The organism is Paludicola sp. MB14-C6 (genome assembly GCF_030908625.1).
GTDB lineage: Bacteria > Bacillota > Clostridia > Oscillospirales > Ruminococcaceae > Paludihabitans.
In genome coordinates this window covers 1,467,970-1,481,501 of the sequence record NZ_CP133133.1, presented here as the reverse complement: position 1 = coordinate 1,481,501, position 13,532 = coordinate 1,467,970, and the positions used below count along the sequence as shown (strand labels likewise).

Sequence of the window (13,532 nt, the reverse complement as noted above, 5' to 3'; positions counted from 1 at the left end):
TTAGGGCTAGAAGTCTGGGCGTTGCCCAGACTTTTCTTGTCTAAATGAAAAAGGAAGAAAATAATGAATGAGATAACGTTTCAAAGTGACACTACAATCGCAGCGATTGCGACGCCGTTGAGTGTTGGCGGAATTTCCATTATACGAATATCCGGTGAAGATTCCATAAAAATTGCGGACCGTGTTTTTCGTGCTCAAAGTGGTGTTTTATTAAAGGATAAAAAGGGATATACCGCATCATATGGTGCTGTATTTCATAATAATAAAGAAATCGATACTTCTGTTGCCGTTGTTTATCGTGCTCCTAAAAGCTATACGGGAGAGGACGTTGTTGAACTTTCTTGCCATGGAGGAATTTATGTTACTCGTGAAGTGCTTCGTGCTGTTTTAGAAAATGGAGCAGTAATGGCACAAGCAGGAGAGTTTACCAAAAGGGCTTTTTTAAATGGGAAATTGAGCTTGACCCAAGCTGAAGCTGTTGTGGATATGATCAATTCTCAAAACAAGCAGGCACTGAATGCAGCCAAAGCACAGCTTGACGGCGCTTTGTTCCAAAAAATTAAGAAGGTTCAGCAAGATTTGCTTAATATTGCAGGACATCTAGCTGCATGGGTTGATTATCCAGAAGAGGATATTCCTGTAGTTGAAGAGGACAACTTAAATAACTCCTTGCAAGTTGCTAACAATACAATCCATGAATTGTTGAAAACTTATGATACCGGAAAAATTTTTAAAGAGGGTATTGAAACCGTAATTGTTGGGAAACCGAATGTTGGAAAATCAACCTTGATGAATTTATTAGTTGGTTCTCAAAAGAGTATTGTAACGGATATTGCGGGAACAACACGAGATATTATCGAAGAAACCGTTATGCTTGGTGATATTATGCTCAAGCTTGCGGATACTGCGGGAATTCGTGAAACGGATGATACTGTTGAACAATTTGGAGTTGAAATTGCAAAGAAAAGAATGGATCAAGCAAATTTGGTGTTGGCTGTTTTTGATGCTTCTGAGCCATTAACGCAAGAAGACCGAGAAATTATGCTTGGTGTAAATGAAAAATTATGTATAGCAATTGTAAATAAAACAGATTTGCCGAATGTACTGGATATAGAAGAAATTAAGCAGTATTTTAAGCATGTTATTTTAATGAGTGCAAAAAATGCTGATAGTATTCATGAGCTTGATACTATGATTACAGACGAATTGCATTTAAACGAGGTAGATACATCTGCTGGGATGCTAGCGAATGAGCGTCAACGAGAGTGTGCAATTCGTGCGCAACAGTATTTACAGGAAAGCATTGATGCATTGGCATATGGAATGACGTTAGATGCAGTTACGGTTTCTATTGAAATGGCAATTGATGCTCTTTTGGAATTGACAGGCGGCAGAATTACGACTGCGCTGGTTGATCAAGTTTTTTCACATTTCTGTGTTGGCAAGTAAAAAGGTGAGGGTAATATATGAGTTATTATATGGGAGAATATGATGTTGCAGTAATTGGCGCAGGGCATGCCGGTGTGGAAGCTGCACTAGCATGTGCTCGACTTGGTGTGGAAACGATTGTTTTTACATTAACATTGGATGGAATTGCAAATATGCCTTGTAATCCTTCTATTGGTGGTACAGCAAAAGGACATCTTGTGCGTGAAATTGATGCACTTGGCGGAGAAATGGGAAAAGCTGCTGACAAAACGTTTTTACAGAGTAGAATGTTGAATCGTGGTAAAGGACCGGCTGTTCATAGTCTTCGTGTACAAAGTGATAGAAGAGCATATCATAATTATATGAAGCAAGTAATGGAGCATCAAGAAAATTTAAGAATAAAGCAAGACGAGGTTGTAAGTGTTACCGTTGATGAAAATCAGCATATAACTGAAGTAATTACTCGTTTGGGTGCGATATATAAAGTAAAAGCAGCGATTGTATGTAGTGGAACATACCAAAATGGAGTTATCCATGTTGGTGAAGTTTCTTATTCAAGTGGTCCGGATGCGGTTGCACCATCCGTTGGTTTAACCGATCAACTTCGAGAGTTGGGAATAACAATCCGTAGGTTTAAAACAGGAACACCTTCTCGTATTCATAGAAGAAGTATTGATTTTTCAGTATTAGAAGAGCAAGATGGCGATGAAATTATTACGCCGTTTTCTTTTGAAACCAAGGGCGAATTGAAAAACATTGTAAAATGTTACATTGGCTATACGAATGAAACGACTCATGAAGTAATACGCAAGAATCTTCATCGTTCACCGATTTATGGAGGTCGAATTGAGGGCGTTGGACCTCGTTATTGTCCAAGCTTTGAAGATAAGGTTGTAAGGTTTGCGGATAAATCCCGTCATCAGCTTTTTGTTGAGCCTATGGGACTTGATAATGAAGAAATGTATATGCAGGGAATGTCATCCTCTTTGCCTGAAGACGTTCAACTTGCTTTTATTCGTACAATAAGGGGATTTGAACATGCCGAGGTAATGCGAAGTGCATATGCAATTGAATATGATTGTTGCGATCCATTAGAATTATTACCTACTTTAGAGTTTAAAAAAGTAAAAGGCTTATATGGTGCAGGTCAATTTAACGGTACATCCGGATATGAGGAAGCCGCTGCACAGGGTTTAATTGCAGGTATTAACGCTGCTCACAGTATTCTAGGTAAACAAGCTGTTATTTTGGATAGAGCAAGTTCATATATTGGAACGCTTATTGATGATTTAGTTGTAAAAGGATGTTCCGACCCATACCGTATGATGACCTCTCGAAGTGAATACCGCTTAATTTTAAGACAAGATAATGCAGACAAGAGATTAACACCATTAGGACATGATATTGGTTTGATTTCAGAAGAGCGTTATCAGAATTTCTTGGAAAAAGTGAAAACAATTGATGCGGAAATTGAGCGTTTAAAGAGGGTATCTGTTCCTCCCACAAAAGAGCTGAATGAAATGCTTGTTTCACGTGAAACATCTGAGATTACAACCGGAATTCGTTTGATTGAGCTGATTCGTCGTCCGCAATTAAGTTATCAAGATGTGATTCAATTTGATAGCAATAAGCCTCAATTGTCACGAGAAATTTCAGAACAAGTTGAAATAGAAATCAAATATGAGGGTTATATTCAAAAACAATTGTCTCAAGTAGAGCAAATGAGAAAATTAGAAGCAAAAAAACTGCCTGCGGATGTATGTTACAAGTCAATTTCGGGACTAAGCTTAGAATCCCAAGAAAAGTTGACTAAGATTATGCCGCAAAATATCGGACAAGCCTCTCGTATTTCTGGAGTTAGTCCAGCTGATATTTCAGTATTGCTTATTTGGTTATCTCAACATAGCAAGGAAAAATAGCTTTTTATCATAAATGATCGGCAATATGGAAAGGAAATTATTTAGATGCTGAATTTAGAGCTTTTAAAAAATGAAGCGTGTGATATTGGATATCTTTTATCAGATGAACAACTTCTGAAACTGGATCAATATGCACAACTATTAGTAGAATGGAACGAGAAGATTAACTTAACAGCAATTACTGAACCGGATGACATTGTAATGAAGCATTTTATAGATAGTTTTTTATTGCTGAATCATATTCAAACAAAGGAACCGTTTTCTTTAATTGATGTAGGAACAGGAGCAGGGTTTCCTTCGCTGCCTTGTAAAATTATATGTGATTCCATGCAGCTTACCATGTTGGATAGCTTAAATAAGCGTATTAACTTTTTAAATGAAGTAGTGCAAAACGTTGGTGTGAAAGCACAATGCATACATGGAAGAGCAGAGGAATCAGGAAAGCAACCAGAATTGAGAGAAAAATTCACCTATGCAACGGCTCGTGCAGTTGCTCACTTAAGAGAATTAAGCGAATACTGCCTTCCTTTTGTAAAGGTTGGAGGATATTTTGTTGCTTTAAAAGGCTTTGAAATAGAAGAAGAGCTTGAAGAAGCAAAGGCTGCTATAAAAGTGTTGGGCGGGCAAATTGTTGATGTGAAAAAATATGAATTAAAAGATTCTGGAAAAAGAGCAATAGTGGTTGTAAAAAAGATTTCGCAAACTCCGACAAAATATCCTAGAAGCTTTGGCAAAATGAAAAAACAGCCAATAATGTAATTTTAGTTTTGTCGGAAAAAGGGAAAATGTAATTGAATTTGAAGATGGAAATATATGGAATATTTCTCGCCTTTGTGTTATAGTACAGATAAAGGACAAGCTTTATTGTTCTTTAGGATGTAGTTTGATACGGAGGCGATTTTTTTTGGCTAGTAACGGTAAACTGAAAGAGATTAACCGCGTTGTGTTAATTGATACTGAGTTGATTGTTCCAAATCCTGCTCAGCCAAGATCGACATTTTCACAAAAAGATTTGGAAAGTTTAGCAGATAGTATTAAAGTAAATGGTTTATTACAGCCAATTACAGTACGACGAGTAGATAGCCATTTTGAGTTGATTTCAGGCGAACGAAGATTACGGGCATGTAAAATCGCTAATATGAGAACAATTCCAAGTATTATTGTGGATATGACAGATAAAGACTCCGCTGTTATCGCACTAATTGAAAACTTACAGCGAACGGACTTGAATTACTTTGAAGAAGCAATTGCTTTGAAAAATTTAATTGTAGAATGGGGAGTATCCCAAACAGAGCTCGGGGAACGTTTAGGAAAAGCCCAGTCTACAATTGCAAATAAATTGCGTTTACTTCGATTTGATGAGTTAACTCAAAATTTAATATTAGGAAATCAGTTAACAGAGCGGCAAGCAAGGGCTCTTTTAAAGCTAACAGATGATAGTAAGATATTTAATGCAATTGAGTATATTAGTGCGCATAAATTAAGCTCTTTACAAACCGAAAAATATGTGGATGCACTTGTAAACGCAAAACCAATTCATACGCAACACAGCAAATTAGTTGTAAAAGACATTCGACTTTTTTTCAATACAATTAACAATGCAATTAAAGTTATGAATCAATCCGGAATACCGGCATCGGCTCAAAAAATTGAAAGTGGCGATTTTATTGAGTATGTTGTAAAAATTCCACTAGTAAATTAGGTTTCGAGGTAACTCCTTGAAATAAATAACCATTCCCCTAACCATCAACAGAAGAGGCAGCAGAGAAATCTGCTGCTTTTTCTGTTTTTTGCTCCAAAATGTTTCACGTGAAACATTTTAAGAGAAACAGTTGTATAAAGCAACAAAAGTTGCTATAATAAAAAAGAACAATAAAAAGGCGAAATAAAGGAGGTTTAAAATGGGTAAAATAATTGCAATCGCCAACCAAAAGGGTGGGGTTGGAAAAACAACTTCAACGGTGAACCTTGCGGCCTCTTTGGGTGTAAAACGGAAAAAAACACTCATTATTGATATAGATCCTCAAGGAAATGCAACCAGTGGAGTTGGAATAAATAAAAGAGAGATTGAAAAATCGTCGTATGACTTATTAACAGGGAATGCAACTGCAAAAGATGTGATTATAAAGACTGCATTTAAGAATTTATTTATTATACCATCCAATATTAGCTTAGCAGGTGCAGAAATTGAGCTTGTAGAAGCAAATGATCGAGTAAGTGTATTAAAAAAAGCGATAGTAGAGCTGAAAGAAGAGTATGATTATATCTTAATTGATTGTCCTCCATCGTTAGGCTTGATTACCTTAAATGCATTAACAGCCTGTGATACCTTATTTATGCCAATTCAATGTGAATATTATGCATTAGAGGGGCTTACCCAGCTGATGGCAACTGTTCGACAAGTAAAGAAGATGTATAACCCAACAATAGATATTGAGGGTGTATTGCTCACAATGTATGATGGTAGATTGAATTTGACAACACAAGTATTACAAGAAGTCAAAAAGTATTATGGCGATAAAGTATATAAAACTGCTATTCCAAGAAATGTACGCTTGTCAGAAGCGCCAAGCTTTGGACAACCTGTATATTATTATGATAAAGGATCGACAGGAACAAAGGCATACATAGATTTAGCGGATGAAGTAATAAAAAAGAATAGAGGGTGAAACATTTGGCAGTAAAAAAAGGGCTTGGAAAAGGATTAGATGCATTATTTATTGATAATGCAACCAAAATAGAGGGCTCGTCGACCGAAGTAATCAGTATTAACGAAATTGAGCCAAATAGAAATCAGCCTAGAAAAGCATTTGAAGATGAAGCTTTGCAGCAATTAGCAGATTCCATTCGAGAACATGGTGTAATTCAACCAATTTTGGTGAGGCCAATTCAAACCGGTGGGTATCAAATAATTGCCGGTGAGCGTAGATGGCGAGCAAGCAGAATGGCAGGTTTACGAGAAGTTCCGGTTATCATACGTGATTATGATGATACAAAAACTATGGAAATTGCGCTAATTGAGAACCTACAAAGAGAAAATTTAAATCCAATTGAGGAAGCGCAAGGCTATAAAGAGTTAATGGACACTTATAATATGACGCAAGCAGATGTTTCTACGAGTGTAGGAAAATCACGATCGGCGATTGCAAATACATTACGGTTATTAAACCTTCCAAAAGAAATATTAGAATTCGTACAAGATGGAGTATTATCGTCTGGTCATGCCAGAGCAATTTTAGGGCTTGAAACAGAAGAATTAATGCTAGAAGTCGGAAAAAAAGCAGTTGCACAAGGGCTAACTGTTCGTGATGTTGAAAAATTAGCAAAAAAACCAACTGAAAAGAAAGAAAAGACAAAAAAAGAATCTCAAATCAAAAAGAATAGTTATTTACAAGAAGTGGAGTTGGCTTTAACCGAAGAATTACATCGAAAAGTGAAAGTTACAGGAAATGAAACAAAAGGCACATTGGAAATTGAATTCTATAGTATAGATGAGCTAAAAGAACTGGCAAAACGATTAGCGGATAATCATTAAATATTAAAAAAGGGAAAAAGAAAGGAAATCCAGCATGTTAGATATTAAATTTGTAAGAGAAAATCCAGACGCAGTAAAAGAGAATATTAAAAAGAAATTTCAAGATAAAAAACTATCTCTTGTTGATGAAGTGATTGCTTTAGATGTAGAAAATAGAAAAACAATCCAAGATGCAGGTAATTTAAGAGCAGATAGAAATAAATTTTCAAAGGAAATCGGAAATTTAATGGCACAAGGCAAAAAAGAGGAAGCAGAAGCCATGAAAAAGAAAGTTTCCGAGCAAGCAACCGAATTAAAGGCATTGGAAGAAAAAGAGCGTGAGTTAGAAGAAAAAATCAAAGAAATTATGATGGTTATTCCAAATATCATTGATCCAAGCGTTCCTATTGGAAAAGACGATAGCGAAAATGTGGAGCTGGAAATTTTCGGAGAGCCGGTTGTTCCTGATTTTGAAGTGCCATATCATGCTGAAATTATGGAAAAGCTCAATGGTATTGATTTAGATAGTGCAAGAAAAGTTGCAGGTAATGGATTTTATTATTTAATGGGCGATATCGCTCGCTTGCATTCCGCAGTAATCTCCTATGCAAGAGATTTTATGATTGATAGAGGATTTACGTATTGTATTCCACCATATATGATTCGAAGCAATGTTGTAACAGGTGTTATGAGTTTTGCAGAGATGGATGCTATGATGTATAAAATAGAGGGTGAGGATTTATATTTAATCGGTACCAGTGAACACTCTATGATTGGTAAATTTATTGACACTATTTTAGATGAAAAAACATTACCGCAAACACTTACAAGTTATTCACCTTGCTTTAGAAAAGAAAAAGGTGCTCATGGATTAGAAGAAAGAGGAGTATATCGTATTCATCAATTCGAAAAGCAAGAAATGATTGTAGTTTGTAAACCAGAAGAAAGCCCTGTTTGGTTTGATAAGCTATGGAGAAATACGGTTGACTTATTTAGAACATTAGATATACCGGTTCGTACAATTGAATGCTGCTCAGGCGATTTAGCAGATTTAAAGGTAAAATCTATTGATGTTGAAGCATGGTCACCTCGTCAAAAGAAATATTTCGAAGTTGGTAGCTGTTCAAACTTAGGTGACGCACAAGCACGTCGCTTAAAAATTCGTGTTAATGGTGAAGATGGTAAATATTTTGCACATACATTGAACAATACGGTTGTTGCACCACCAAGAATGTTGATTGCATTTTTAGAAAACAACTTAAATGCAGACGGAACAATCAATATTCCGGAAGCACTAAGACCATATATGGGAAATAAAGCAATTATAGGATAACAAAATATACAACCAGTATGATAATTAATTGTTATACTGGTTGTTTTGCATTGGCTTTATGGAGGAACTGTTATGAATCAAGGATATTTTACAAAAGAAATTGAAATAGAATTTTGCGATTGTGATAATCAAAAACGTGCGAAAATAGCAACAATCATGAAACACATGGCAGACATTGCAGGATTAGCATATGCGGACAAAGGATATTCTCATACTTGGCTTTGGGAACATAATTTTGTTTTTTTGCTTTCCAGAGTCAGTATTCATATTGATCGAATGCCTAAAGCCGATGAAAAGCTTGTATTACATACCTGGGAACATGATATTAAAGGCCCTTTATTTTATCGTAACTTTGCGTTTTATGATGTAAATGAAACAAAAATAATTGAAGCCGCAACTGCATGGGTATTAGTAAATCCAACAACCAGACATATTCAAAAGCCAAGCGCATTTACAGGAAACACAAATTTAATGCCCGAAAAAATTGTACATACTATTCCTCTTTCCAAATTTAAAATAGATGAAATATTAGAGAAAAAAGGAACAAGAAAGATAGTCTATTCAGACATTGATGCAAACAATCATGTTTATAACGCAGTATATGCGGCAATTGCTTGTGATTTTTTACCTCAAGAAATGATGGATAAAAAACTAACCGATTTTAGAATCAATTTCAAGCAAGAAGCAATTCTTGGACAAAATTTAATCATAAAATTAAATTGTATGAATAATAAAACAGTAGTAATTGGTAATTTAAATCAAATACAATCTTTTGAATGTGAGTTCACTTTTGATAAATAATAAAAGCAAATAGAAATGTGCAGTATAATGGTGATTAATTTCGTCAATACTCACAAAAACATAAAAGGAATTGACAGGATAATCTCTAGTTATGAGTCTTGCTATTTATTGTTTCAAAGTGGTACAATAGATAACAATCAATCATTTTGAAAGGACGTGCAAAGATGCTAAAAACAAGCTTTGAAGACAAGTTTGTAAAAGAAGGACTCACGTTTGACGATGTGTTACTTATCCCGGCTAAGTCCGAAATTTTACCTAGTCAAGTTTCATTAAAAACACGCTTAGCAAAGGATATTTATTTGAACACACCATTTATGACTGCGGCTATGGATACCGTAACAGAATCAAGAATGGCAATTGCTGCTGCTCGTGAAGGCGGTATTGGTATTATTCATAAGAATATGTCAATTGAAAGACAAGCTGAAGAAGTAGATAAGGTAAAAAGAAGTGAAAATGGCGTTATCGTTAATCCATTTTTCTTAAGCCCTGAGCATATGGTAACAGATGCAAATAATTTAATGGCAAAATATAAAATTTCCGGTGTTCCTGTTGTTGAAAATGGAAAATTGGTCGGCATATTAACCAACCGTGACTTGCGTTTCTTAACAGATTTTAATATTCCAATTAAAGATGTTATGACAAAAGAAAACTTGGTTACAGCACCAATTAACACAACATTACAAGAAGCACAAGAAATTTTAAGAAAACATAAAATTGAAAAGCTTCCTTTAGTGGATCAAGAAGGTAATTTAAAAGGTTTAATTACGATAAAAGACATTGAAAAAGCAGTGCAATATCCTAATTCTGCAAGAGATAAAAACGATCGTTTATTATGTGGAGCTGCAATTGGCGTTACATCTGATGTTTTAGATAGAGCAAAAGCATTAGTGGATGCACAAGTTGACGTATTGGTACTAGACTCAGCACATGGCCATAGTAAGGGTATTATGGAATGTGTGAAAAAGGTAAAACAAGCATTTCCTGATGTTGCATTAATTGCAGGCAACATTGCTACTGCAGAAGCGGCAGTTGATTTAATTAAAGCCGGTGCAGATGCCGTTAAAGTTGGTATTGGACCTGGTTCTATTTGTACAACTCGTGTTGTTGCAGGTATTGGTGTTCCTCAAATTACAGCGGTATTTGATGCAGCAAAAGCAGCAGCAGAATATGATATTCCTGTTATTGCTGATGGTGGTATTAAATATTCAGGTGATATTGTAAAAGCATTAGCAGCAGGAGCTACAACAGTTATGTTAGGCTCATTATTAGCCGGATGTGAAGAATCACCAAGTGATTCCGAGATTTATCAAGGAAGACAATTTAAAGTATATCGTGGAATGGGAAGTCTTGGCGCAATGGCAAAAGGCAGCAAGGACAGATATTTCCAAGAAGATAATAAAAAACTTGTTCCTGAGGGCGTTGAAGGACGTGTTCCTTACAAAGGATTATTGGCTGATTCTATTTTCCAATTAGTTGGCGGTATCAAAGCCGGTATGGGTTATGTAGGTTGTGGAACAATTGATGAACTACATGAAAAAGCGAAATTTATTAAAATCACAAGTGCATCTTTAAAAGAAAGTCATCCACATGACATCTATATTACAAAAGAAGCACCAAACTACTCTGTAAATCCATAAAGCAGAACAACAGCTTGTATTAACATTGAAATAGAGTAATTTACCTAAAGAGATAGCCCGGGAAAACCGGGCTTTATTTTGGAGAATGAATATGGATATTTTAAAAGATAGTATCGAAAGAATTTTAAAGCTAGGTGCAAAAAGAGTGGAAGTAATTCCCGTAAGTAAAGTTGCTTTTTATCCTGAAATTCGAAAATCTTGTGAAATGAACCAATGTGGTGCATACGGGAAAAATTGGACTTGCCCACCACATATAGGCGATATCAATGAGTTGATTTCTGAATTATCCCAATACAAAAATGTATTAGTATATCAATGTGTTTATGAATTAGAAGATTCATACGATATTGAGGGGATGGATGAGGGACAGAAACAGTTTCATAAGTTAACAAACAAAATAGCACAGCTATATGCAGGATCTAATCCTCCTGTTAAAGTATTAAGTGCTGGCGGATGCAGAATCTGTGCAGTATGTGGTGCAGTAACCAATACACCATGTAGATTCCCGTCTGTGGCATATTCTTCTTTAGAAGCACATGGAATACAAGTGAGTGAGCTTGCTAAGGCATGTGGCATGAAGTATATTAACGGCAAAAACACTGTTACATATTTTGGCGCCATTTTTCAATAAGTAAAACAGAAATACCCAACGTAGAGCAATTTCTACGTTGGGTATTATTTCGCTATTTTATTATATATTGTTCCACTTGTTGAACCATTTTTATATCAAGAATTGCATCAATCAAGGTGCCGTTTTCTTGGTATTCTTCCGATAATATTTTACCTTGTCTGCGAATGCGATCCAATAAACTGCCTTCTGCATAAGGAATTAGCAAATTCATGCGGCGAGTTGAATCGGCAAGAACAGCTGCAATACAATCCAGTAAATCATCAATACCAATATTTTCTTGAGCTGAAATAAAAACAGTACGATTATTCATTGGAGATAAAGCTTCTCTGTTAACTTTATCAATTTTATTACAAACAGTTATAATTGGAATATCACCGCACCCAAGCTCATCCAATAATTCTTTGGTGACTTTTATTTGTATATCGACATTCTCGTTTGAAATATCGCAAACATTAAGAATAATATCTGCATTAGCAGCTTCTTCTAAAGTAGATTTAAATGCTTGCACAAGCTGGTGAGGAAGTCGTTGGATCAAGCCAACGGTATCAATAATAACAGCAGATTGACCATCTTTTAATTTTAATTCACGTGCAGTAGGATCTAACGTAGCAAAGAGTTGATTTTTAGCGAGTACTCCTGCATCCGTTAGCAGATTTAAAAGAGTGGATTTTCCTACGTTGGTATAGCCTACAATGGCAATTGTAATTACGTCATTTTTTTGTCGACGCTTTCGAACATTATCTCTGCGTTTTTCAAGCTCTTTTAGTTCTTGTTCTAAGCTTTCAATACGTCTGCGAATATGGCGCTTATCGCTTTCTAATTTGGTTTCACCTGGGCCTCTTGTACCAATACCACCACCTTGACGAGATAGCTGGGAACCTAAACCGTATAGTCTCGGCAATAGATATTTTTGCTGAGCCAGCTCCACTTGTAACTTACCTTCATTTGATAGCGCTCTTAAAGCAAAAATATCAAGGATGAGCATAGTACGGTCGATTACATTCATACCGGTTTCATCTTCGATGTTTCGGATTTGCGCACCACTTAGTTCATCATCAAAGATTAACATTTCTACATCTTGCTGCTCACAATATTCTTTTACTTCGAGTAGTTTACCTTTTCCTATATACGTAGCGTTATTGATAGTAGGGAGGTTTTGTATTGTCATACCAACAACTTCAGCCCCGGCAGTTTCGGCTAGCTCTTTGAGTTCCTGCAAAGAGGTTTCAACATCATATTCATTTGTATTGGCAGCGATTAAAAAAGCACGCTGCGGTTTTAATTCTGTATTATACAGTCTAATCAACTCCGTTCATTTTGTATATTATACCACTATCATAAAATATTAATCAACTTGTAAATGCAATATACGTTCGTTATAATAAAGAAAAAGGAGGTATCGTTTTGATTAAAACAAGGAATACATCCAGACGTCAAGTGAATATTCAAATTCCAAACATACCGGAAATACTAATTTTCTGCAAATGTGATTATCAAACAACTTATCAAAAGCTGGAAGCACATATTCACAAGGACTGCTTTGAAATGGTGTATTTTTTTAACGGATGCCAAGATTATTGGGTGGAGGGAAACGAATACCATTGTCGTAGTGGAGAGTTATTTTTAACAAAGCCAAACGAACTTCATAGCAGCGGAGAAAGTTTGGAACAAAAATCAGGTTTATATTATATCATATTTCATTTAACTGAGAATACAAATGCATTTTTAGGTTTAGACGATAAGGATTTATTTACATTAAAACAAGTTTTATTCGGAATGGATACAAGAAAAGTGCAGGGAAGCGCGAGGTTCAAACAACTTTTGGAGCAAGTGGTTAATGTTTATGAACAAAAAGATTTATTTTATAATAATAGAATAAAGGGATTATATATAGAAATATTTTATGAAATGATTCAGCTAATTAAAAGGCAAAATGAGCAAAAGCCAAAAGAAAAGGCGATATTGAAAAGTATTGCATATATTCAAGAGCATATTCTTGAAAACATAACAGTTGAGCAATTAGCAGAATTAGAGTATTTATCTTATACTCAATTTATTTTATTGTTTAAAGAAGCAACAGGCTTTTCCCCTCATGATTTTATTGTAAGAGAAAAAATTGAAGTAGCAAAAGATATGTTACGATATACGAAATTACCAATTACCCAAGTAGCTGTCGCACTCAATTTTTCATCCAGTCAGTATTTTGCAACGGTATTTAAACGATATGTTGGCTTGAGTGCCAGTGAATATCGCAATAAATAGACCTTTT

Annotated in this window: 12 protein-coding genes; 11 read left to right on the top strand and 1 reads right to left on the bottom strand. The window is 35.4% G+C overall.

Going from position 1 to position 13,532, the window contains the following annotated elements; translation table 11 throughout:
- Positions 1–63: 63 nt before the first annotated feature.
- The 10 genes from mnmE (at position 64) to RBG61_RS07115 (ending at position 11,263) form a co-directional block, all read left to right on the top strand.
- Positions 64–1,449: a tRNA uridine-5-carboxymethylaminomethyl(34) synthesis GTPase MnmE gene (mnmE, locus tag RBG61_RS07160; protein WP_307942228.1), complete on the top strand. Its 1,386-nt coding sequence runs from the start codon at positions 64–66 to the stop codon at positions 1,447–1,449.
- Positions 1,450–1,466: 17 nt separating this feature from the next.
- Positions 1,467–3,347, top strand: coding sequence for a tRNA uridine-5-carboxymethylaminomethyl(34) synthesis enzyme MnmG (mnmG, locus tag RBG61_RS07155; protein ID WP_307942227.1), 1,881 nt, complete (start codon positions 1,467–1,469; stop codon positions 3,345–3,347).
- A 45-nt stretch (positions 3,348–3,392) separates the two neighbouring features.
- Positions 3,393–4,106 (top strand): 16S rRNA (guanine(527)-N(7))-methyltransferase RsmG, encoded by a 714-nt coding sequence (rsmG, locus tag RBG61_RS07150; RefSeq protein ID WP_307942226.1) that lies wholly within the window; start codon positions 3,393–3,395, stop codon positions 4,104–4,106.
- A gap of 145 nt (positions 4,107–4,251) precedes the next feature.
- Positions 4,252–5,049, top strand: coding sequence for a ParB/RepB/Spo0J family partition protein (locus tag RBG61_RS07145; RefSeq protein ID WP_307942225.1), 798 nt, complete (start codon positions 4,252–4,254; stop codon positions 5,047–5,049).
- A 199-nt stretch (positions 5,050–5,248) separates the two neighbouring features.
- A complete protein-coding gene (locus RBG61_RS07140) occupies positions 5,249–6,016 on the top strand; it encodes a ParA family protein (protein WP_307942223.1) in 768 nt (255 codons plus the stop codon).
- A 5-nt stretch (positions 6,017–6,021) separates the two neighbouring features.
- Entirely contained in the window at positions 6,022–6,882 is an 861-nt protein-coding gene (locus RBG61_RS07135; protein ID WP_307942222.1) for a ParB/RepB/Spo0J family partition protein, read from the top strand.
- A gap of 34 nt (positions 6,883–6,916) precedes the next feature.
- On the top strand, positions 6,917–8,194 hold the full coding sequence (gene serS / locus RBG61_RS07130) for a serine--tRNA ligase (RefSeq protein ID WP_307942221.1): 1,278 nt from the start codon (positions 6,917–6,919) through the stop codon (positions 8,192–8,194).
- 72 nt (positions 8,195–8,266) lie between these two features.
- Positions 8,267–8,995, top strand: coding sequence for an acyl-[acyl-carrier-protein] thioesterase (locus RBG61_RS07125; RefSeq protein ID WP_307942220.1), 729 nt, complete (start codon positions 8,267–8,269; stop codon positions 8,993–8,995).
- Between the two features lie 164 nt (positions 8,996–9,159).
- A complete protein-coding gene (gene guaB, locus RBG61_RS07120) occupies positions 9,160–10,632 on the top strand; it encodes an IMP dehydrogenase (protein WP_307942219.1) in 1,473 nt (490 codons plus the stop codon).
- 91 nt (positions 10,633–10,723) lie between these two features.
- Positions 10,724–11,263, top strand: a complete 540-nt coding sequence (locus RBG61_RS07115) for a DUF2284 domain-containing protein (RefSeq protein WP_307942217.1) — start codon at positions 10,724–10,726, stop codon at positions 11,261–11,263.
- 52 nt (positions 11,264–11,315) lie between these two features.
- On the opposite strand, the gene hflX is transcribed toward RBG61_RS07115, so the two are convergent.
- On the bottom strand, positions 11,316–12,566 hold the full coding sequence (hflX, locus tag RBG61_RS07110; protein WP_373889741.1) for a GTPase HflX: 1,251 nt from the start codon (positions 12,564–12,566) through the stop codon (positions 11,316–11,318).
- 101 nt (positions 12,567–12,667) lie between these two features.
- Here hflX and RBG61_RS07105 point away from each other — a divergent pair, with 101 nt between their 5' ends.
- Complete coding sequence (locus RBG61_RS07105; protein WP_307947165.1) at positions 12,668–13,525, top strand: AraC family transcriptional regulator; 858 nt, start codon at positions 12,668–12,670, stop codon at positions 13,523–13,525.
- Positions 13,526–13,532 lie beyond the last annotated feature (7 nt).

Coding starts and splice junctions, on each gene's coding strand:
- mnmG (WP_307942227.1), top strand. CDS start 1,467: ATGAGTTATTATATGGGAGAATATGATGTTGCAGTAATTGGCGCAGGG.
- RBG61_RS07115 (WP_307942217.1), top strand. CDS start 10,724: ATGGATATTTTAAAAGATAGTATCGAAAGAATTTTAAAGCTAGGTGCA.
- RBG61_RS07140 (WP_307942223.1), top strand. CDS start 5,249: ATGGGTAAAATAATTGCAATCGCCAACCAAAAGGGTGGGGTTGGAAAA.
- mnmE (WP_307942228.1), top strand. CDS start 64: ATGAATGAGATAACGTTTCAAAGTGACACTACAATCGCAGCGATTGCG.
- RBG61_RS07125 (WP_307942220.1), top strand. CDS start 8,267: ATGAATCAAGGATATTTTACAAAAGAAATTGAAATAGAATTTTGCGAT.
- guaB (WP_307942219.1), top strand. CDS start 9,160: ATGCTAAAAACAAGCTTTGAAGACAAGTTTGTAAAAGAAGGACTCACG.
- rsmG (WP_307942226.1), top strand. CDS start 3,393: ATGCTGAATTTAGAGCTTTTAAAAAATGAAGCGTGTGATATTGGATAT.
- serS (WP_307942221.1), top strand. CDS start 6,917: ATGTTAGATATTAAATTTGTAAGAGAAAATCCAGACGCAGTAAAAGAG.